This window comes from Sphingomonas lutea (assembly GCF_014396785.1).
Classification (GTDB): domain Bacteria; phylum Pseudomonadota; class Alphaproteobacteria; order Sphingomonadales; family Sphingomonadaceae; genus Sphingomicrobium; species Sphingomicrobium luteum.
In genome coordinates, this window is sequence record NZ_CP060718.1 from 1875267 (window position 1) to 1894290 (window position 19024).

The window sequence follows — 19024 nt, forward strand, 5'->3', positions numbered from 1 at the left end:
ATTTGCGAACGGGTGGACCCGTGCAGATCGCAAATAAATAGGGAGTCTTGAATGCGTGCTCTTATCCTGGTCGCTGGTGCGGCCCTGGCCGTTGCAGCTTGCAGCAGCAACGAAGATGCCAACAACACCATGATGAACGAAGACCTCAACGCGGTCGACATGAACGCGACGATGGACATGAACGCGATGGACATGAACGCGGCCGACGCGAACATGACCATGGACGCTGCCAACAGCGCGATGGACGCGAACAACGCTGCGGACGCTGCAAACGCCGCTGCCGACGCGACCGCCAACAACGCGATGTAATTTTAACGCCTCCCGCAACGGAGGCGTTGGCGTTTGAAGAGGCTGCCGGTATTTGCCGGCAGCCTCTTTTTTTGGCCCTTGGTTTTTGGGAGTCGGCAATGCGCGGATGGATGCTGTTGACGGGCGCGGCGATGGTGCTTGCGGCGTGCGGCCAGGACAATCAGGCCGAGGACGGCGGCGACCTCAACCAGAGCCTGACAGCACAGAATATCGTCGCCAATGACGTGACTGCGATCGATGCTGTCACCGGCCAGGCCGCCAACATGGCGGCCGATGTCGATTTCACCGACGCATTGGCCAACGAACTCGACGTGCCGGACGGCAATCGTGCGGCATCTGGGATGACACCCCGCCGCCCCGCGGCGTCCGGTCGCCCGGCGACGGAGCGGCGAACGCCCGAGGAAAGCGCACCAGGGCCGGCTCCCGCGCCTGCCGCCGAATCCACGCGCAACGCGACCGAATAATCAGGTCAACGCCGGATCGGGCCAGCCCGCCTCGGCAAAGCCCTTGGCGCGCAAGCGACAGGATTCGCACGCGCCGCACGACCGCCCGTCCGACTGCGGGTCGTAGCAGGACCAGCTCATCCCCGGATCGAGCCCCAGCCGTCGCGCCTCGCGCACGATGTCGGCCTTGCTCATCGCGATCAGGGGCGCGTGCACCGTGAACCCGTCGCCTTCGTCGCCCGCCTTCGTGGCGATCCCCGCCAACTTCTCGAACGCGTCGATGAAGGCCGGGCGGCAATCGGGATAGCCCGAATAATCCAGCGCATTGGCGCCGATGAACAGGTCGCGCGCGCCGCGCGCCTCGGCCAGTGCCAGGGCCAGGCTAAGGAAGACGGTGTTGCGCGCGGGCACGTAGGTCACCGGGATCGCGTCCCCCGCAGCCTCCTTCGGCACGGCAATGTCGTCGGTCAGCGCCGATCCACCGAATGCCCGCAGGTCGAGCGGCAGGACCAGATGCTCTTCGGCCAATTCGGCGGCGATCCGCGCCGCCGATTGCAGCTCGATCCGGTGGCGCTGGTTGTAATCCACCGTGAGCGCCAGCACGCGGAAACCCGCTTCTTTCGCAAGCCCCGCGCAGACCATCGAATCCAGCCCGCCCGACAGCAGCACGACTGCCGCCGGGCTCACAGTCGCACCCCCAGTCGGGCGCTGACGGCCGCCATCGCCGCGTAAAGGGCAATGGTCATTACGCATGCAATGGCCATCGTCAGCCAGAAGCCTACGCCCGCCCGAAGCAGCATCGGAATGACCAGGAACATCGGGACCGAAGGCAGGAAGAACCAGAAAGTGCTCATCGCCTGGGCCGAAATCTTCTCGGCATCGCCCGTGTCACGCCACAGCCACATCATCGCCAGCACCGATGTCAAAGGTAGCGAGGCCAGCAGCCCGCCCCACCCTGGCTGCCGCCGTGCCACTTCAGAGATGACCGCGATCAGCACGCCCGAAATTGCGGCTTTGATGAGGAGGTAGAGCATAGCGGCCGCGCTATAGAAGTTCGGCAGGCCCAACGAAAAGAGGGCCGCTCCCCAAAGGAAGCGGCCCAGTGATCGGACTTACGCCCGATTGGGAGGAAAGCGTGCCAAATCCGGCACGACGCATGTGTACATCAAGACGGTTAAACGCCGCCTTAATGGCGGGTGCCGGTCATCCGCGCTCTGGACAATCGCCGACGCGCCGCGCCTGAAGCGTGTAACTGAACGGCAGCCGGTCGGAGATTCCCTGAGTCTCGATCTTGAGCGAGCGGGGCGTCACGACGGTCACCTTGCTCCGTCCGAAATCGCCGCCCGAACACTCATATTGGATCACGACGCTGCTCGCGCTTTCGGTCAGAAGGTTGCGCTTGCAGCTCTTCTGGCGGTGCTCGAATTGCGCCAGCGTCGCGACATCCGCGACGCACTGCCGCACGTTTGCCTGCGCCCCGGGCGCACCCGAGACCTCCCAGACGCCTGCGCTGGCCTGCGCAAGCGCCGACGGCCTTTGTGCCGCCGTAAGCGTCAGCGCCGCAACGGCACCAGCCACGAAGATCACCCCGAGTCTCATGCCCGACTCTCTAGCATGATTCGGTTAAGCCATGACTACAGCAGCGCTTCTTAATCGAATTCTTCGAGTGCGAGCGGAAAGCTGGTCGAGCAGAACTCGCAATCGACGCGAATCAGGCCGTCCTCGCCTACCATGTCGGCACGCTCCTCAGCCGGGAACTTGGCGATGACGGAGCGGACGTAATCCGGGTCGCAGCGGCATCCCTTGCGAAGCGCGATCGCGTCCAGCGTGCGCACTTCGTCCTCTTCGTGGAACAGCCGCCACAGCAGATCGTCGAGCGGAAGCCCGGTATCAGTCAACTCCTCCGCTTTCACCGATCCGGCGAGGATCGCGACATGCGGCCAGTCAGGATGGTCGAGCCGCGTGTGCAGTCGCTCGCGCCCTTCCTCGCCCTCCGGAAGGTGCTGGAACAAGAGGCCGCCCGCGCTCCAGTGCCCGTCGCGCTTCTGGGCGGCGAGCCGGACGATGCTTGGGATCTGCTCCGACTGCGCGAAAAAGCTCTGCGCCGCTTCGCCCAGGCTTCCGCCCTCCAGCGGGACGATCCCCTGATAACGCTCCTTCATGCCGGGATGGTCGAAGGTGATCGCAAGATAGCCTTTGCCGAACAGCGCAAACAGCGACGGCGTCGGACCCGCCTCGGCCAGCCGCTGGGGATCGTAGCGAATGTAGCCGCGGAGTTCGCCGCTGCGGTAATCGCACACCATCAGGTCGATGACGCCAGCCTCGGTCTGCGCCTGCATGGTGATCTGCCCTTCGGGCTCCTTGAGCAGCGAGCCAAGCAGGGCCGTCAGCACCAAAGCCTCGGCCAGCAACCGCTCGATCACCGGCGGATAATCGTGCTTTGCAAGCACGTCGTCGACCACCGACCCCAGCCGCGCCAGTCGGCCACGCGCATTCCGCGAAGGGATCGCCACGCCCAGCGCGACGTCAGTGCTCAATTCCGTTGTGGGCATGGAAAGAAGATAGGGAGACAAACCGCGGCGCTCAACCATCCGGTCCCGACGCGCCTCGTCGCTCAGCGACGGCACTCCTTGCCTCCGCCTAACGAATGTTTGAACGGTCAAGCGGCCGCGGCCGGCACCTCATATTCCGCCGCCGCCGCCGACAGGCCATCGACGAACTCGCGGATATGGCTTTCCTCGATATTGAGCGGGGGCAGCACGCGCAGCACATTGTCACCTGCGGCGACCGCCAGGATGCCGCGTTCGCGCAGATAGGCGACAAACGCCCGGCTATCGGACTTGAGCTTGACGCCGAGCATCAGCCCAGTCCCGCGCACGCTATCGAACAGATGATCGTGGTTGGGGATCATCTGCTCGAGCGCGGCGCGCAGCCGGTCACCCTTGCTGCGTACCGCAGCCAGGAATTCGTCGTTGGCGACGACGTCGAGGACAGCCTGCCCCGCGGCCATCGCCAGGGGGTTGCCGCCGAAAGTCGATCCGTGCGTGCCGATGACCATCCCCGCCGCCGCTTTTTCGGTGGCCAGGCACGCGCCCATCGGAAAGCCGCCGCCGATGCCCTTGGCGGTCGCCAGGATGTCGGGCTCGATGCCGTACAATTCGTATGCGTAGAGCGCGCCGGTGCGCGCCACGCCCGATTGCACTTCGTCCAGCACCAGCATCAGGTCATGCTCGTCGCACGCCTTGCGCAGGCCGGTCATGAAGTCGTGTGTCGCCGGTCGGATGCCGCCCTCGCCCTGAATCGGCTCGAGCAGAAAGCCCGCGGTATGTTCGTCGACCGCCGCGAGCGCCGCGTCGAGATCGTTGAACTCGACCACGGTGAAGCCCGTCAGCAGTGGCGCGAAGCCTTCGCGCAGCTTGGCCTGGTCGGTCGCGCTGATCGTCGCCATCGTCCGCCCGTGGAAGGCGTTGGAGAAGGTGATGAGGTTGTGCTTTTCCGGCTTGCCTTTGGCGAAGTGGTAGCGGCGCGCGGTCTTGATCGCGCACTCGACCGCCTCGGCGCCCGAATTGGTGAAGAACACCGTATCGGCGAAGGTCAGGTCGACCAGCCGCTGCGCCAGCGCCTCGCCCTGCGGTGAGCCGTACAGGTTGGACACGTGCATCAAGGTCGCCGCCTGATCCTGGATCGCCTTGGTCAGCACCGGATGGCCGTGGCCCAGCAGGTTGACCGCAATTCCCGCCGCGAAGTCGAGGTATTTCTCGCCGTTCTCGCCGTACAGATATGCCCCCTCGCCCCGCACCGGACGAACCGGCGATCGCGGATAAACGGGCATAAGCGGCGTGATGGCCATGGCGGACGGCTCCAGGTCTAAGAGATGCGAAAACGGCCCCCCAGGACCGCGCCCGAGCTATAGCCGCGAGCCCTGAAAAGAAAAAGGCGCCGAGGATTTCTCCCCGGCGCCGATTCCAGTGACGTTAGCGCGATGCTCAGTCGGGATCGCGATCTTCGTCGTAATTGCGGCCACGGTCGCGCTCGAAGCGATCGTCGAGACCGTCGCGGTCACGGTCGTAATAACCGTTGCCCCACTGGCTCTGGCCCCAGCGGCGGCCGTCCCAAGCGTCGCGCACCAGGCGCTGCTCAAGCCGGACGAGGCGATATTCGATGCGCTGCGCCTCGACCGGGTGCAGGCCATTGCGGCTGGCAACGCGCAGGCGATACTCCAGCTCGCGAGTGGCTTCGCGCAGGCGGCGCGCTTCGCGTTCGCTGATACGGTCGCGGTTGTCGAGCCGCGCGATGCGCCGCTGCAACTGATCGATCCGCGCCTGAAGCGACCGGATGTGGCCCCAATTGTTATAGCCGTAGTTGTTGTAACCGTAGGCGTTGCCGTACGGAACCGGAGCCACCGGGCCCCACTGGGCAGCGGCAGGCGCCGCGACCGCGAGAGCCGAGGCAGCAGCGACGGCAGTCAGAATCAATTTACGCATCATGGCTCTCCTTTGAGCAACGTTGATGCGTATCTTCTGGCCGAGTCGCAGTGATTGAGGTCTGAACGCGTCCGTTATTCGCCGTTCAACAAGCTTAACTCGTTAACCGCTTGAAACGACTAGGCTTTGATCTTCCAGCCACTTTTGAGCAGCGCGTAGCAGAGCACGAACAGGGCGATGTTCAGCGCCAGCAGCGCCACCCCGCCGACCCACAAAGGCGAATCGCTGACCCCAAGAAAGCCGGCGCGGAAACCTGAGATGACGTAGAAAAAGGGATTGGCGTGGCTGATTGCCTGCCAGGTCGGCGACAGTTGGTGGACCGAATAAAAGGTGCCGCTGAGCAGCGACAACGGGGTCACCACGAAATTGCTGACCACCGCGGCATGGTCGAACTTTTCGGCCCAGATGCTCGTCAGCAGGCCGAGGAACGACAGCATCAGCGATCCCATCAGTCCGAACCACAGCAATAGTTCGGGCCGCCGCACCGCGACCGACACGCCGGGCCACAACAGCATCGCCAGCCACACCGCGCCCCCGACCAGCGCCGCGCGAGTCACCGCGGCGCCGATCAGTCCCGCGATCAACTCGCCAGTCGATAGCGGCGGCATCAGATAATCGACGATATTGCCCTGGATCTTGCCGACCAGCAGCGAGAAGCTGGAATTGGCGAAGGCGTTCTGGATCATCGCCATGACGATCAGGCCCGGGGCGAGGAAGTCGGCGAAATGCACCCCCATCACCGTCCGTCCGCTGCCGCCGAGCGCGACGGTGAAGATCGCAAGGTAGAGCAAGGTGGTGATCGCTGGCGCCCAGACGGTCTGCATCTGCACCTTGAAGAAGCGGCGCACCTCCTTGATATAGAGGGTCTGCAGGCCACCCCGATTGACGCCCTTCAGCACCGGCTCGCCCGGTGCATGGCGCACCCAATTGCGGGGTTGGTCGTTCACGTGTGAGCGCCTATCGGCTGGGGCCGGTGGCCGCAAGCTCGGCACAGATGGAGCGAAACTTTAAATGTCTTGGACCGACGAGCGCATCGAGCGCCTGAAGAAGATGTGGGCCGACGGCGCGACCGCCAGCCAGATCGCCGATGAGCTCGGCGGAGTCAGTCGCAACGCCGTGATCGGCAAGGCCCACCGTCTCGGCCTCGAGCAGCGTCCCTCCCCGGTCAAGCCGGGCGAGGAAAAGAAGGCCGCCGCGACCGCCCCGGCGGCGGCAGCCGCACCGGTCAAGCCCGCCGCTCCGCCCCGCGCCGAGACGCCCGCGCGCACGGCGCCCGCGCCTGCGTCCCCGGCGCAGTCCACGGCCGCAACCGGTACCCCTCAGCGCCCGCAGGCAGAACTGCAGTATCGCTCGATCGGCCCCGGCGGCTTCGTTCGCCAGGGTCCCGGCGACCAGCAGGCGCCGATCCCGCCCGCGCCCCCGCGCCGCCTGGTCCCCGCCAAGCCGAGCCCCGAGGTCGCCGACAAGACTGGCCTGCTCGACCTCAACGACCGCATTTGCAAATGGCCGATCGGACATCCCGGCGAGCCCGACTTCCACTTTTGCGGCGAGCAAGCCAATCCCGGCTTCCCCTATTGCGTCCAGCATTGCGGCGTCGCCTACCAGGCGCAACTGCCGCGCCGCGACCGTCGTCCGCCGCCGCCGCTCCCTTACGGTGGACCGCGCGTTCGATAATCAACCTCCGTTCCCGCCTGCGGGAGGGAGTTCAATCGTCCAGAAATCCCCGCATTTCATGGATGAAGCGGCGAAACGCCGGCTCATCGCCGAGCAGGATATGATTGGCGCTGTCGAGCGGGACGAACTGGGCGCCGGGAATGTCGCGGGCCAGCAGTTCGCCCTGCGTGAACGGTACCGCCTGATCGTTGCGCGCGTGCAGCACCAGCGTTGGCACCCGCACCTGCGGCAGCAGGTCGCGCACGTCGAGCGCGGACAGCACGCGCATCAGCTTTGCGGCATTTTCGGGTGAAGTACTGCGCCGCTGAAGCTCATTGTACCAATGCACCTGCCCCGGCTTCGCGCCGGGAACGTAGAGGTTGGTAAAGATCTGCCGATAGGCGGGATTGTCATTGCCCCAGCCAAGTTCGGTCAGCGTCACCATCGCCTCGCGGCGGCTGATCTCCTCATTGTCCGCCCGCGCGCGCCAGCCGCAAGCGTAACCGCCGAGCAGCACCAGCCGGCGCACGCGATTGGGATATCGCACCGCGTAAGCGATCGACACCGGCGCTCCCTGCGAAATGCCGAACAGGTCGAAGCGATCGAACCCGGCGTCGTCGACCACGCACGCGAGGTCGTCGACGAACGCGTCGAGACTCATCTGGGGCGTGTCCCAGTCGCTCAAGCCATTGCCGCGCTCGTCGTAGCGCAGGAAGGCAAAGTGCGCGCTGATCTCGCGCAGCCACGGCTTCCAAATGGGGCTTTCGAAATCAAACACCAGGTGGTTGAGCCAGTTCGCGGTCTTTACCAGCGGCCGTCCTTCGCCGACGATCGAATAGGCTAGCCGCGTTCCGTCGGAGGCCTCGCAGTAGCGCACTTGCTGTGGCGGCAAGGGCTTGCCCGCGGCGGCTTCGACCGCAGCGCGCTCCTCGGCCTCGACGCGCTTGCGCCATGTCGCGGGCGGCTCGCCAAATTCGCGCTTGAAGGCACGGTTGAACGCGGCCTCGCTGTTGAAACCGACCGAATATGCGATGTTGGCCGTCGAATCCTTGCCTTCGCGCAGCATGATCGATGCGATGCGCATCCGCCATCCCGCGCAATAGCGCATCGGCGGCTCGCCGATCAGCTCGACAAAGCGTTCGCCGAGCACGGTGCGCGACACCCCCGCCTCGCGCGCCAGCTCCTCCACGTCGAGGTCCTCGGCATAGCGCGAATGAATGATCGAAAGCGCCCGCGAGACCGCGGGATCGGTCAGCCCGCGCAGCCATCCGCCCTGCCCTGCCGGCAGCGCGGCAATGTAGGTGCGGATGGCTTCGGCGAAGAACAGTTCTGCCAAGCGCGCGACGAGATCGGCCGACGGTTCCTGCTGGGACATGAAGCGGAGCGACGTCTCAAGCCATGTCTCCTGGCTTTCGTGCACATCGAGCACCAGGATCGGCGGCAGGCTGTCGAGCAAGGGGTGGTGGCTGGTCGACACGCCGAGATAGCCGCAGAACATCTCGGTCGCCTCGCCGTCGCCCGAAACGGTGACGCGCTGCAGTCCCGAGGGCAGAATTTCGATCTTGTCGCCGATGTCGGCCGGCTCAAGCCCCTCGCGGCTGTAGAGCAGGTGCGGGTCGTTGCGCGGCAGCATGACGACGTGGCCGGCCGGCACCTCGACCGGCGGATGCCCTTCGAGCCGCGCGGTCAGCTTGCCCGACCGCACATAATGATAGCCGATGATGTGTCCGGGCACGGGGAAAAACGGCGCGCAATCCTCTTCAGTGAATTGCGACAGCATGCACCAGTCGCCGCGCGCGGACGCGTCGATGACCACGCCGCCGGTCAGGCGCAGCGAAGCCAGAATGTCACTCAGGACGTCCATCGCGAGCCCCCGCCGGACGCGTTTCCGGCGTTTCGATCAAATTATCCGGCAGCGCGGTCATTTTGGCAATCTCGCGTCAAGCGTAGAAACTGATCCATCAACTGCGGGCGAGTAACCCGACGCTGGAAGCATCCGCTTTCGGCGGCGGTGGAATTCGTCCCAAGAAAAGGGACAAGAACATGAGTGGCTATCAACTTTCACTTCGCATGCAGAGCGCGTCGATCTTCGTGGTCTTCGCCATGTCCAGCGTGTCGGCCTTCCTGACTTCGCTGGTCCTGCTCACCATGCTCGGCTGATTGCTTCGAAAAGGGGATCATCATGTACCATGACTTCAACTATCAGGCGACGCTGGCGACATCCCTCCGCGCGCAGTGGCAGCTCGATGACGTGCTGCGCGCGGATCAGGAGCTCGATTTCACCCGCAATTTCATGCCCGAAAGCCTGGCACGGACCGCGGCGCTCGATACGCTAAATCCGTACGAGCAGCGCATCCTCAACCAGATCAGCGCGCATCAGTACCTGTGCATTTTCGGGGTGGTCGAGGAGTTCATCCTCCCGTTCCTGCTCGATCATGCGCGGCCCGCGCTGCGCGGCGACGATTGGCGCATCCGCGCTTTGATCAACTTCGCCAGCGAGGAAGCCAAGCACATCCATTTGTTCAAGCGCTTCCACGAGGCGTTCGCCCGTGGCTTCCCGGTTGAGTGCCAGATGATCGGGCCGTCCGAAGCGATCGGCGCAAAGGTGCTGAGCCACGACCCGCTCGCGGTCGGGCTCGTCATCCTGATGATCGAGTGGATGACGCAGCAGCATTATCTCGGCTCGATCCGCGACGAACGCGACATCGACCCTTTGTTCAAAAGCCTGATGCGGCATCACTGGATCGAGGAGGCGCAGCACGCCAAGCTCGACACGCTGATCGTCGATGCGCTTGGGCAAGGCCGCAGCGAGGACGAGGTTGACCGCGCGATCGACGAATTCTTCGCGATCGGCGGTTTCCTCGACGACGGGCTGAAGGCGCAGGCCGGCTTCAATCTCGACGCGCTCGAAAAGGTCATCGGACGCAGCCTCGACGACCGTGACGCGATCCTTGCGCAGCAGCACCAGGCCGCGCGCTGGACCTACCTCGGCTCGGGCATGGTCCACGACCGCTTCAAGGCCACGCTCGAAGCCCTGTCGCCCCGCGCTGCCGCACGAATCGCCGAAGCGGCGCCGATGTTCGCTTGATCATCTGTCAGAAGGAATTGAACATGCTTGATAAAGTGCAATCCCGCGTCAACGGCCTCGATCTCACGGCCCTTGGCGAGACCGTCGAAGCGATCGAACAGGATGCCGCCAAGGCGCTGGTCAGCTTCGATGTCACGACCCGTTGGACGGGGCAGACCCGCAGCGAATCCACCGTGACCGGTTTCACCCTCGCCGGCGAGCGGATCGCGCGCAGCCACACCATCGTCGCCGACGAACCTTGCGAGCTGCTCGGCACTGACAGCGCCCCTAATCCGCAGGAGCTGCTGATGGCGGCGCTCAATGCCTGCATGATGGTCGGCTACGTCGCGGGCGCCTCACTCAAGGGCATCAATCTCGACACGGTCGAGATCGTGACTCGCGGTCAGCTCGACCTGCGTGGCTTCCTTGGCCTCAGCGACGATGTCGCGCCAGGCTACGAAGCGATCGACTATGACGTCCGCATCACGGGCGACGGCACGCGTGAGCAATATGAGGACATCCACCAGACGGTGATGAAAACCTCGCCCAACTACTTCAACCTCAACCGCCCCATTCGCATGAATGGCCATTTGACGGTTGCTTGAATCCAAGTTCCCGGGCGCGCCGAACCCTTTCCCCTCCAGGCGTGTCCGGGACACCTATTTGACAGGAGACCTATTGTGGCCGACCTCGGCATTCCTATGACCAATCCCAACAAAGCGCTTTGGGAAAAGGGCGACTTCACGCGCATTGCATCGACCATGCGGCGCAGCGGTGAAGAGCTGGTCGACACGCTTGGCATCCAACCGCACATGAAGGTTCTTGACCTCGGCTGCGGCGACGGCACCATCGCGCTGCCCGCCGCGCAGCGCGGCGCCATTGTCCTGGGCATCGACATCGCCGACAATCTCGTCGCGGCGGGCAACGCCCGCGCCGCCAAGGCAGGACTCGACAACATCCGCTTCCAGCAGGGCGACGCCAGCAAGCTGACCGGTATTGCCGACGGCACCTTCGATCTTGTCGTCAGCATCTTTGGCGCAATGTTCGCCCCGCGCCCGTTCGACGTTGCGCATGAAATGGTCCGCGTGACCAAGCCGGGCGGCCGGATCGTCATGGGCAATTGGATCCCCGGCGATCCCACGCTCGTCGCGCAGATCCTCAAGATCAGCGCCGCTTACACCCCGCCGCCGCCCGAAGGCTTCGTCAGCCCGATGACCTGGGGCGATGAGGCACTCGTCACGGAGCGCTTCGGTGCCGCCGGCGTTCCGGCCGACAATATCAGTTTCGATCGCGTAACCTGGCACCTCCGCGGCGATGGTCCGCCGGAAGAGCTCTTCACCATCTTCCGCGATTATTACGGCCCGATGATGAACGCGTTCGAATCCGCCGACAAAGCTGGACGCCGCGCCGAGCTCGATGCCGAATTGAAGGCGTTGTTCGTCGCGCAGAACCGTGGCGGCGATGTGACCGAGGTTCCGGCCACCTATCTCAAGGTCACGGTTCGTAAACGCTGAGCTGCTAAACGCCCCGGGCGCTTGTCGTCCGAAACCCGCCGCGCCCGGGGTTTTTTTCGAAGGTCTTGTTGATGAAGCACGAGAAAATTGGCGACGACGCGCGCGTCTGGACCGTCACGCGCGGTCCGACAGGACGCTTGAAGCCAAGCATCGATCCGCAACTCTTCGCTGCCCTCAACCCCGGCATGAGCTCCGCGCAAATCGAAGAAGCGATCGCTATTGCGGCCGGCACTATGGAGGTGGCGAAAACACGCGTCTGGTAGCTAACGGTGCGGGCAGCCCGGCCAGCAGCAGGGTCGGCGCTTGCCGTCGCGCAGGTTCTCCGTGCCCCAAGTGATGCGCTTTGCACGCGTTTCGGCCTTCTTCGCCGACGTCACCCAGCAGATCCATTCGTTGCGGGCGAGCGGCGTGATGTCATGCCACGTCGCTTGGGCCACTTCGTCAACCAATAGGGCTTGGCAGAGGTCGGATGGCAGGTCGTGGACAACCCCACCGGGAAGGCGTGCGTCATTTCCCATGACCCGGTCTTACCGTGGGCTGCGGTTGATCCAAGGGGCGCGATCATTTTGTCCCCTCGAGTGCACCTTTGGCACGATCGTCCAGCGGGCGTGCGGGGGAGCTCTGGCGTCGGCGCGTGCTTCGGGTAAATGCCGGTTCATCTGAGTCGGACTCGAAACGATTGATTATGACGCAAGCTGCTCGCCAGAGAGCGATCCTCGTCATCTTCGTAGTGACTGTACTCGCCTACGGCGTTTCCGCGCAGCTTGGGCTTCAGCTTATCGATCCAGCGCGCAAGATTGCTTTGTTCTGGCCCGCCGCGGGAATTGCCGTCGGATTGATGGCGTCGGTGAGAACCCGTCATGTGCCCGTCGTCGCACTTGCTATCTTCACCGCTGCTCTTGCTGCCAATCTCGCCGTCGGAAAGGACGTTGGTCCAACCCTCGTCCTATCGCTCGCGAATGCCTTCGAAGCCATGACGGCCGCATTTTTGCTTCATGGCCTGGATAGGAATGACCGCTTTCGCTTGACCGACCTCGTGTCGCTTCGGCGCTTCCTCCTCAGTACGGTTGCCGCCGTCGCAATCGGCGGCGGGATCAGCACGTTCGGACTATATTTGACTGGGGAGGTTTCGGCGCCCCTTCTCTCGTCGTGGCTCGTCTGGGTCCTGGGTAATGGGGTGGGCATCCTGACGCTCGCGCCGCTGATCATTGTCGCGACCGATCGATCCTATTGGTTTCAGCCCGAACGACCGTGGGAGACTGCGGGCGCTATCACTGTTCTGGGCGCGGTCTTGCTGGTGGTGATTCAGCCTGATCGAAACGCATGGTATCAACTTGCGCCGCTCGCGGTGCTTGCTCCACCACTGTTGTGGATTGCTCTTCGCGGCAACACGCTCGCGGCGGCCAGCGCGCCTGCCCTGACTGCCTTGGCCATCGTCGCCGGCACGGTGCACGGTCTCGGACCTTTTGCGGATGCCGCCGACGGTTCGGCATCCAGTTTCTACGCGGCGCAAGCAGCCCTTACGACCGCATCAATAGGGTCGCTGGCTGTCCATTTCCTTTTGCTCGAGCTCCAGTCGCGGAATGCCGAACTGAGCTCACTTCTGAAGGAGGCGCCGCTCGGCCTCGCCTTCTTCGACGATGAATATCGATATCTGAGGATCAACGACGAACTGGCCTCAATCAACGGAATTCCCGCGCCCGATCATCTTGGCCGGACGATCACCGAACTGCTTCCGGTCAACGCGGTCAGGCGTTCGCCCGGTGATCGATGAGGTGTTCGAGAATGCCCGCGTCATTCGCGACCTGGAAATCGTCGGCGAAACGCCGCTTAAGCCGGGCGAGGAACGCTATTGGCTGACCGGCTTCTTCCCGGTGAAGCGAAGTGACGGAGCCGTCAGTTCATGCGGCGCGTGGGTGGTGGAAGTCACTGACAAGAAGCGGGTCGAGCAGGCGCTGGTCGAAGCCAATCAAGCCAAGGATGTGTTGCTCTACGAGGTTAACCACAGGATCAAGAATTCGCTGCAACTCGTCGTTTCCCTACTCACGTTGCACGCCCGGGGAATGACGGACGATGGTGCTCGGACGGCATTGGGCGATGCGCAACAGCGGATCGAAGTCATCGCCCGAATTCACCAGAACCTGTATTCACTTGGTCGACACGACCATGTGGATTTCACCTCTTTCGTGGGTGAACTCGCATCGGGGATCGCCGATTCCTTGATTGGAGGACGAAAGGTTCGGCTAACCGTGAATGCCGAGCCCGACATCATTCTTCCGATCGACCGGGCTGTGCCTATGGCGTTGGCGATAAGCGAGTTGCTGACCAATGCCATCAAGCATGGCGCGAACGCCCCCCGGGGTGCGAACGTTGGGGTTGAATTGGCTAAGGCTGCCGATGCCATCCGGATCGCGGTCTTCGATGATGGGGTCGGCCTTCCCACGGATTTCAACTTCGACACGGCGTCAGGCCTGGGCATGAAGATCGTCCGATCACTTGTGCATCAGGCACGAAGCAGCCTGACGATCACCGATCGTGCGCCCGGTACCGAGTTCGTGATCCTCCTTCCTCTTTCGAAAGCCTGACGTGCGGATCATGATCGTGGAAGATGAGGCACTGGTCGCACTGCTCATCGAAGATATTCTGCTTGCTAACGGCCACGAGGTCGTGGGGATCGCCGACGACGCGTTGAGTGCACTGGCGGCTGTCGACGGCGATCAGCCCAATCTGGCGCTTGTCGACGTTTGCCTGGCCGGCAACGCGAACGGGGTCGATGTTGCTAAGGCGTTCGCCGACCGCGGAATCCCGAGCTTATTCGTCACGGGAAATTGCCCCGCCGAGGATATGCCGATTGCCATTGGATGCCTTCACAAGCCTTTCACCGAAGAAAGCCTCTCCGCCGCCGTCGCTTGCGCCGAACGTCTTCTGGAAGGCCATGCGGCAAGAAGCCTTCCGGCCAATATGCACCTCTATTCCAGCTTTGCTGCCAACGGCAGGTAGTAAGCCCTGCGGGCAATCGAGGTCAGGCCGCACCTTGGGCGACATGTGGTGCCATTCCAAAAGCCGATAGTGCCATCCACAGCGCCATCGCGATCATCATCAGGTTTTCGGTCAGCGAGATGAAGCCCAGCGGCACGTTGCCGCCCCCGCCGACGCACGCGCATTTGAGCTCACGCTTGTCGACATAAACCGCCTTGAACACCGAGACCGCGCCGATTGTCCCGATGAACAGCGCGATCGGCACCGACAGCCAGGTCAGCGCGCCCGCGACCATCAGCACCCCTGCAACACCTTCGGCAAATGGATAGATGTAGCTGTACGGCACCCACCGCTTGGCGAGGAGATCATAGTTGAGGAACATGGTCGCGAACGTCTCGACATTCTGCAGCTTCAGCAATGCCAGCACGACCATCGACATGCCGATGAACCATTCCGCTGCGCGCAGCGTGAACGCGCTTCCCGTCACCGCGTAGCTGGCCGCCATCGCCATCAGTGCAGTCATCGTGAAGAGGGCAATGACCGGGCGGTAACTGGTCGCCTTGGGATCCGCGACCGTTTTGCCTAGGAACCGGCGCAGATCGTCATAGCCGCCGATCCGCTTGCCGCCGATAAACACCTGCGGCGTCGTCTGCACCTTATGAGCTGCCTTGAACGCGTCGGTTTCGGCGCGTGTCGTCAGATGATGATCCTCAACCGCATAACCCGACCGTTCAAGCAAATCCTTTGCCTTGAGGCCGTACGGACAAGTGTGTTCCGGCATCACCATGCGGTGCAGCACCGCCGTCTTCGCCGCCTTGGGGTGGTTGGTCATGTCCGACACGTCAGCTCTCCATTTGCGATCTCGTCGGCGCTGATATAGCCTCCGTACCGTGGTACAGAGTCAAGGGCTGCAATCGATCACCATCGGCCGGCTTGCCGCCGCCGGCGGCGTGGGGGTCGAAACGATCCGCTTCCTATCAGCGCAAGGGCCTGATCGATCAGCCAACGCGCGACGGCGGCGTTCGCCGCTACGGCAGCGAGGACGTCCGGCGACTGCGCTTCATTCGCCAGGCGCAGGCGGCGGGCTTCACGCTCGACCAGATCAAAGAGCTGCTCGACCTCGACGCCGGGCAGGACCGCGCCCGCGCCCGCGCGCTGGCGAGCGACCGCATCGCCGCTCTCGACGCGAAGATCGCGGACCTTAAGAAAGCCCGCGATTCCCTTCAGCGTCTCGCCCGCGAATGCGGCAAAGGCGAGACCGGCCCCTGCCCGATCCTCACCAGCTTCGGCGTCTGAAGCGCAAAAAAAGCCCCGGAGGCGCGGAGGCTTCCGGGGCTCGTGTCATCGCCAATGATCAGGCGTGTTCAACCTCGGCGTCGACCGTCTGGCGCGATGCCGGGGTGTCGCCGCCCCGATCGCCGAGCGCTCGGCGCCGGTGCCGATGTCGATCTTGCGCGGCTTCATCGCCTCCGGGATTTCGCGGACGAGATCGACCACCAGCAGGCCGTCGCGCATGTCGGCGCCCTTGACCTGGATATGGTCGGCAAGCGCGAAGCGCCGCTCGAACGAGCGGTTGGCGATCCCGCGATAGACATAGTCCACGCGCTCGTCGCTGGTTTCATCGGACTTGCGGCCCGATACCAGCAGCACGTTCTGCTGCGCGGTGATCTCCAGTTCCTCGGGCTTGAAGCCGGCGACGGCAAGCTCGATGCGATACTGGTTCTCGCCGGTCTTGATGAGGTCGAACGGCGGGTAATTTTCCTGGCTCTGGCCGGAGCTGTTTTCGAGCATGTCGAACAGCCGGTCGAAGCCGACGGTGGAGCGCCGGAAAGGCGCGAAATCGAAAGCACTACGCATATCATCCTCCTCTGATGAGCAAGGCGGGCGGCGCAGCCGTCGAAACGGCATCGACCGTCCCGTCACCGGGCCCCTGAGGCACCCGGCGGCGCTGATTTGGGTCGCGCCATCGCCGTTTCAAGGGCCTCGGACAGGCCTTTCGACGGGTCGAAACGCACCATTGGTCGAAGCAGGCTTGGCGGCACGCGAGGACCGCGCTTTACGGTTGGCAAAACGGGAAGGGGACCCATGACGGCTCGCGATTTTCTATTTCTGCCGCGCAATGCGCGCTTCGCCGATCTCGGCCTGCTTTTGCTCCGTGTCGTGACCGGCGCTTTCCTCATCTATCAAAGCCACGACAACGTCTTTTCCGCCGCGCGGATGGACGAATTCGTCAAGTTCCTGACCGCCTTCGGCTTTCCCGCACCCGAAATGATGGCGCCGCTGTCGGTCTACGCCCAGTTCGGCGCCGGCATCGCCTTCATCCTGGGCCTGTTCACCCGCTGGGCGGGCCTCATCACCGCGTTCAACTTCATCGTCGCGGTCTACATGGTCCACTTCGCCGACCCCGTCCCCAAGATCTGGCCCGCCGCCATCCTCATCTTCCTCGGCCTCTACTTTGGCCTGCGCGGTAGCGGCCGCTACGGCCTCGACCCCATGCTGGAAGGCCGCGCTGGCCCGCGTTAGCTGGGGATAACTCCCCCTGCCCCGCCTTGGCACCGCCGGAATCGCGGTCTTATAGCGGAACGGACCATGTCCGACCTCTTCGCTTCGTCCGCCGCTGCGTCCGCGCCCGACAGCTATGACGCCTCTTCGATCGAGGTGCTCGAGGGACTCGAACCCGTCCGCCGCCGCCCCGGCATGTACATCGGCGGCACCGACGCCCGCGCGCTCCATCACCTCGCGGCCGAAGTCATCGACAACAGCATGGACGAGGCGGTCGCCGGCCACGCCAGCCGGATTGAGGTCACGCTCGAGTCCGGCAACCGCTTGACCGTCGCCGACAATGGCCGCGGCATCCCCGTTGCCGAGCACCCCAAATATCCCGGCAAGTCGGCGCTCGAGGTCATCATGACCACGCTCCATTCGGGGGGCAAGTTCGAAGGCAAGGCGTACAGCACCAGCGGCGGCTTGCACGGCGTCGGCGTCAGCGTCGTGAACGCGCTGTCGACCGAAACCATCGTCGAGGTGGCGCGCGACAAGCAGCTCTATCGGCAGACCTTCGCGCGCGGCCTTGCCACCTCGAAACTGGAGCAGGTCGGCGCCGCGCCCAACCGTCGCGGCACCACCGTCGCCTTCACCCCCGATCCCGAGATTTTCGGCGCCGACGCGATCTTTGACCCCGCGCGTCTGTACAAGCTCGCGCGGTCCAAGGCCTACCTTTTCGCCGGGGTCGAGATCCGCTGGCGCTGCGATCCGTCGCTGGCCTCTGCGGAAGTTCCGGAAAGCGCGGTGTTCCAATTTCCCGGCGGACTTGCCGATCACCTTGCAGAGCAGCTGGGCGAGCGGCCCGCGGTTACCAACCAGCCCTTCACCGGGCGCCAGGCTTTCCCCAACGATCAGGGCAGCGCCGAATGGGCCGTCGCCTGGCCGCTCTATTCGGATGGCAGCGAAAGCTATTACTGCAACACCATCCCGACCCCCGACGGCGGCACCCATGAGGCGGGCCTGCGCGCGGCGCTGACCAAAGGCATCCGCGGCTTCGGCGAGCTGGTCGGCAACAAGCGCGCCAAGGACATCACCGCCGACGACGTGTTCAACGGCGTCGAGCTGATGCTCAGCGTGTTCATCCGCAATCCGCATTTCCAGAGCCAGACCAAGGACCGCCTCACCAGCCTCGAAGCCGCGCGCTTCGTCGAGGCTGCGGTACGCGATCATTTCGACCATTATCTCGCCGACAATATGGATCGCGGCCGCGCGCTGTTGGGTTCGATCGTCGAGCGCATGGAGGAGCGCCTCAAGCGCCGCGCCGAGCGCGAGGTGCAGCGCAAGACCGCCACGTCCGCGCGCAAGCTGCGCCTGCCCGGCAAGCTCACCGATTGCAGCAGCGACGACCCCGAAGGCACCGAATTGTTCATCGTCGAGGGGGACAGCGCGGGCGGCAGCGCCAAGCAGGCACGCAACCGCAAGACGCAGGCGATCCTGCCCATTCGCGGCAAGATCCTCAATGTCGCCTCCGCCACCGCCGACAAGATCCGCGCCAACCAGGAAGTCGCCGATCTCCAACTCGCACTCGGCTGCGGCACGCGCGACAAGTGGAACGAGGAGGCGCTGCGCTACGAGCGCGTGATCATCATGACCGACGCCGACGTCGACGGCGCCCACATCGCGACCCTGCTGATGACCTTCTTCTTCCAGGAAATGCCTGAGCTGGTGCGGCGCGGCCACCTGTTCCTCGCCCAGCCCCCGCTCTACCGCCTAACCGCCGGCGCTAAGACGCTCTACGCCCGCGACGACGCCCACCGCGCCGAGCTCGAAGCACGCGAATTCAAGGGCAAGAAGGTCGAGGTGTCACGCTTCAAGGGATTGGGCGAAATGAACCCCAACCAGCTCAAGGAAACCACCATGGACCCGGCGAGCCGGTCAATGCTCAAAGTCACCCTTCCCGCCGCTTACGAAGACCGCCAGCCGGTCAAGGATCTCGTCGAACGCCTGATGGGCAAGGACCCCGCCCACCGCTTCGAATTCATCCAGCGCAGCGCGTCCGCCGTCGACGAGGACGCAATCGACGCCTGACGC

Annotated in this window: 23 protein-coding genes and 1 pseudogene; 13 read left to right on the forward strand and 11 right to left on the reverse strand. The window is 64.1% G+C overall.

Features of this window, described 5'->3' with window-relative positions; all coding sequences use genetic code 11:
- Positions 1–51: 51 nt before the first annotated feature.
- Positions 52–309, forward strand: a complete 258-nt coding sequence (locus H9L13_RS09725) for a hypothetical protein (RefSeq protein ID WP_187537515.1) — start codon at positions 52–54, stop codon at positions 307–309.
- A 98-nt stretch (positions 310–407) separates the two neighbouring features.
- Positions 408–773 (forward strand): hypothetical protein, encoded by a 366-nt coding sequence (locus H9L13_RS09730; RefSeq protein WP_187537516.1) that lies wholly within the window; start codon positions 408–410, stop codon positions 771–773.
- Here the strand turns inward: H9L13_RS09730 and queC are convergent, their stop codons facing one another.
- From queC to H9L13_RS09765, 7 genes are all read right to left on the reverse strand, one after another.
- Positions 774–1394: a 7-cyano-7-deazaguanine synthase QueC gene (gene queC, locus H9L13_RS09735; protein ID WP_235091330.1), complete on the reverse strand. Its 621-nt coding sequence runs from the start codon at positions 1392–1394 to the stop codon at positions 774–776.
- Between the two features lie 41 nt (positions 1395–1435).
- The gene (locus tag H9L13_RS09740; protein WP_187537518.1) at positions 1436–1786 is read right to left on the reverse strand and encodes a DUF3147 family protein; all 351 of its coding nucleotides are present in this window, start codon (positions 1784–1786) and stop codon (positions 1436–1438) included.
- A 169-nt stretch (positions 1787–1955) separates the two neighbouring features.
- Positions 1956–2351, reverse strand: a complete 396-nt coding sequence (locus tag H9L13_RS09745) for a DUF3617 domain-containing protein (protein WP_187537519.1) — start codon at positions 2349–2351, stop codon at positions 1956–1958.
- A 50-nt stretch (positions 2352–2401) separates the two neighbouring features.
- A complete protein-coding gene (hslO, locus tag H9L13_RS09750) occupies positions 2402–3304 on the reverse strand; it encodes an Hsp33 family molecular chaperone HslO (RefSeq protein WP_187537520.1) in 903 nt (300 codons plus the stop codon).
- 107 nt (positions 3305–3411) lie between these two features.
- Positions 3412–4602, reverse strand: a complete 1191-nt coding sequence (locus tag H9L13_RS09755) for an aspartate aminotransferase family protein (protein ID WP_187537521.1) — start codon at positions 4600–4602, stop codon at positions 3412–3414.
- Positions 4603–4738: 136 nt separating this feature from the next.
- Entirely contained in the window at positions 4739–5239 is a 501-nt protein-coding gene (locus H9L13_RS09760; protein ID WP_187537522.1) for a siphovirus Gp157 family protein, read from the reverse strand.
- Positions 5240–5355: 116 nt separating this feature from the next.
- Positions 5356–6183, reverse strand: a complete 828-nt coding sequence (locus H9L13_RS09765) for an ABC transporter permease (RefSeq protein WP_187537523.1) — start codon at positions 6181–6183, stop codon at positions 5356–5358.
- Positions 6184–6247: 64 nt separating this feature from the next.
- Between H9L13_RS09765 and H9L13_RS09770 the strand changes: the two genes are divergently transcribed.
- Entirely contained in the window at positions 6248–6910 is a 663-nt protein-coding gene (locus H9L13_RS09770; protein ID WP_187537524.1) for a GcrA family cell cycle regulator, read from the forward strand.
- A 31-nt stretch (positions 6911–6941) separates the two neighbouring features.
- Here the strand turns inward: H9L13_RS09770 and H9L13_RS09775 are convergent, their stop codons facing one another.
- Positions 6942–8753: an alpha/beta fold hydrolase gene (locus H9L13_RS09775; RefSeq protein WP_187537525.1), complete on the reverse strand. Its 1812-nt coding sequence runs from the start codon at positions 8751–8753 to the stop codon at positions 6942–6944.
- A 318-nt stretch (positions 8754–9071) separates the two neighbouring features.
- Between H9L13_RS09775 and H9L13_RS09780 the strand changes: the two genes are divergently transcribed.
- The 4 genes from H9L13_RS09780 to H9L13_RS09795 all read left to right on the forward strand — a co-directional run bounded on the left by H9L13_RS09780 (position 9072) and on the right by H9L13_RS09795 (position 11733).
- Positions 9072–9977 carry a diiron oxygenase gene (locus H9L13_RS09780; protein WP_187537526.1) on the forward strand — a complete coding sequence of 302 codons (906 nt, stop codon included), beginning with the start codon at positions 9072–9074 and terminating at the stop codon, positions 9975–9977.
- Positions 9978–10000: 23 nt separating this feature from the next.
- The gene (locus tag H9L13_RS09785) at positions 10001–10561 is read left to right on the forward strand and encodes an OsmC family protein (protein WP_235090888.1); all 561 of its coding nucleotides are present in this window, start codon (positions 10001–10003) and stop codon (positions 10559–10561) included.
- 75 nt (positions 10562–10636) lie between these two features.
- The gene (locus H9L13_RS09790; RefSeq protein ID WP_235090889.1) at positions 10637–11470 is read left to right on the forward strand and encodes a class I SAM-dependent methyltransferase; all 834 of its coding nucleotides are present in this window, start codon (positions 10637–10639) and stop codon (positions 11468–11470) included.
- Between the two features lie 71 nt (positions 11471–11541).
- On the forward strand, positions 11542–11733 hold the full coding sequence (locus tag H9L13_RS09795; protein WP_187537527.1) for a hypothetical protein: 192 nt from the start codon (positions 11542–11544) through the stop codon (positions 11731–11733).
- On the opposite strand, the gene H9L13_RS09800 is transcribed toward H9L13_RS09795, so the two are convergent.
- Positions 11734–11988, reverse strand: coding sequence for a YdeI/OmpD-associated family protein (locus H9L13_RS09800; protein WP_187537528.1), 255 nt, complete (start codon positions 11986–11988; stop codon positions 11734–11736).
- Between the two features lie 68 nt (positions 11989–12056).
- Here H9L13_RS09800 and H9L13_RS09805 point away from each other — a divergent pair, with 68 nt between their 5' ends.
- Genes H9L13_RS09805 through H9L13_RS09815 form a run of 3 tightly spaced genes read left to right on the forward strand, consistent with a single transcriptional unit; the run spans position 12057 to position 14470 of the window.
- On the forward strand, positions 12057–13244 hold the full coding sequence (locus tag H9L13_RS09805; RefSeq protein ID WP_187537529.1) for an MASE1 domain-containing protein: 1188 nt from the start codon (positions 12057–12059) through the stop codon (positions 13242–13244).
- A complete protein-coding gene (locus tag H9L13_RS09810; protein ID WP_187537530.1) occupies positions 13234–14055 on the forward strand; it encodes a sensor histidine kinase in 822 nt (273 codons plus the stop codon). Before H9L13_RS09805 ends, H9L13_RS09810 begins: the two co-directional genes overlap by 11 nt.
- A 10-nt stretch (positions 14056–14065) precedes the next feature.
- Positions 14066–14470, forward strand: a complete 405-nt coding sequence (locus H9L13_RS09815; RefSeq protein WP_235091331.1) for a response regulator — start codon at positions 14066–14068, stop codon at positions 14468–14470.
- A 22-nt stretch (positions 14471–14492) separates the two neighbouring features.
- Here the strand turns inward: H9L13_RS09815 and H9L13_RS09820 are convergent, their stop codons facing one another.
- Positions 14493–15281 (reverse strand): MauE/DoxX family redox-associated membrane protein, encoded by a 789-nt coding sequence (locus H9L13_RS09820; protein ID WP_187540320.1) that lies wholly within the window; start codon positions 15279–15281, stop codon positions 14493–14495.
- A 76-nt stretch (positions 15282–15357) separates the two neighbouring features.
- Here H9L13_RS09820 and H9L13_RS09825 point away from each other — a divergent pair.
- Positions 15358–15745, forward strand: a pseudogene (locus tag H9L13_RS09825) (MerR family transcriptional regulator).
- Positions 15746–15790: 45 nt separating this feature from the next.
- Here the strand turns inward: H9L13_RS09825 and H9L13_RS09830 are convergent.
- Positions 15791–16306 (reverse strand): Hsp20 family protein, encoded by a 516-nt coding sequence (locus H9L13_RS09830; protein WP_187537532.1) that lies wholly within the window; start codon positions 16304–16306, stop codon positions 15791–15793.
- A gap of 228 nt (positions 16307–16534) precedes the next feature.
- Between H9L13_RS09830 and H9L13_RS09835 the strand changes: the two genes are divergently transcribed.
- On the forward strand, positions 16535–16972 hold the full coding sequence (locus H9L13_RS09835; RefSeq protein WP_187537533.1) for a DoxX family protein: 438 nt from the start codon (positions 16535–16537) through the stop codon (positions 16970–16972).
- 66 nt (positions 16973–17038) lie between these two features.
- Entirely contained in the window at positions 17039–19021 is a 1983-nt protein-coding gene (gene parE / locus H9L13_RS09840) for a DNA topoisomerase IV subunit B (RefSeq protein WP_187537534.1), read from the forward strand.
- The last annotated feature ends 3 nt before the right edge of the window (positions 19022–19024 follow it).

Bases quoted from the DNA above. Each gene is read 5' to 3' on its own strand.
- H9L13_RS09725 (WP_187537515.1), top strand. From the start codon at position 52: ATGCGTGCTCTTATCCTGGTCGCTGGTGCGGCCCTGGCCGTTGCAGCT.
- H9L13_RS09730 (WP_187537516.1), top strand. From the start codon at position 408: ATGCGCGGATGGATGCTGTTGACGGGCGCGGCGATGGTGCTTGCGGCG.
- queC (WP_235091330.1), bottom strand. From the start codon at position 1,394: ATGGTCTGCGCGGGGCTTGCGAAAGAAGCGGGTTTCCGCGTGCTGGCG.
- H9L13_RS09740 (WP_187537518.1), bottom strand. From the start codon at position 1,786: ATGCTCTACCTCCTCATCAAAGCCGCAATTTCGGGCGTGCTGATCGCG.
- H9L13_RS09745 (WP_187537519.1), bottom strand. From the start codon at position 2,351: ATGAGACTCGGGGTGATCTTCGTGGCTGGTGCCGTTGCGGCGCTGACG.
- hslO (WP_187537520.1), bottom strand. From the start codon at position 3,304: ATGCCCACAACGGAATTGAGCACTGACGTCGCGCTGGGCGTGGCGATC.
- H9L13_RS09755 (WP_187537521.1), bottom strand. From the start codon at position 4,602: ATGGCCATCACGCCGCTTATGCCCGTTTATCCGCGATCGCCGGTTCGT.
- H9L13_RS09760 (WP_187537522.1), bottom strand. From the start codon at position 5,239: ATGATGCGTAAATTGATTCTGACTGCCGTCGCTGCTGCCTCGGCTCTC.
- H9L13_RS09770 (WP_187537524.1), top strand. From the start codon at position 6,248: ATGTCTTGGACCGACGAGCGCATCGAGCGCCTGAAGAAGATGTGGGCC.
- H9L13_RS09775 (WP_187537525.1), bottom strand. From the start codon at position 8,753: ATGGACGTCCTGAGTGACATTCTGGCTTCGCTGCGCCTGACCGGCGGC.
- H9L13_RS09780 (WP_187537526.1), top strand. From the start codon at position 9,072: ATGTACCATGACTTCAACTATCAGGCGACGCTGGCGACATCCCTCCGC.
- H9L13_RS09785 (WP_235090888.1), top strand. From the start codon at position 10,001: ATGCTTGATAAAGTGCAATCCCGCGTCAACGGCCTCGATCTCACGGCC.
- H9L13_RS09795 (WP_187537527.1), top strand. From the start codon at position 11,542: ATGAAGCACGAGAAAATTGGCGACGACGCGCGCGTCTGGACCGTCACG.
- H9L13_RS09800 (WP_187537528.1), bottom strand. From the start codon at position 11,988: ATGGGAAATGACGCACGCCTTCCCGGTGGGGTTGTCCACGACCTGCCA.
- H9L13_RS09815 (WP_235091331.1), top strand. From the start codon at position 14,066: ATGATCGTGGAAGATGAGGCACTGGTCGCACTGCTCATCGAAGATATT.
- H9L13_RS09820 (WP_187540320.1), bottom strand. From the start codon at position 15,281: ATGACCAACCACCCCAAGGCGGCGAAGACGGCGGTGCTGCACCGCATG.
- H9L13_RS09830 (WP_187537532.1), bottom strand. From the start codon at position 16,306: ATGCGTAGTGCTTTCGATTTCGCGCCTTTCCGGCGCTCCACCGTCGGC.
- H9L13_RS09835 (WP_187537533.1), top strand. From the start codon at position 16,535: ATGACGGCTCGCGATTTTCTATTTCTGCCGCGCAATGCGCGCTTCGCC.
- parE (WP_187537534.1), top strand. From the start codon at position 17,039: ATGTCCGACCTCTTCGCTTCGTCCGCCGCTGCGTCCGCGCCCGACAGC.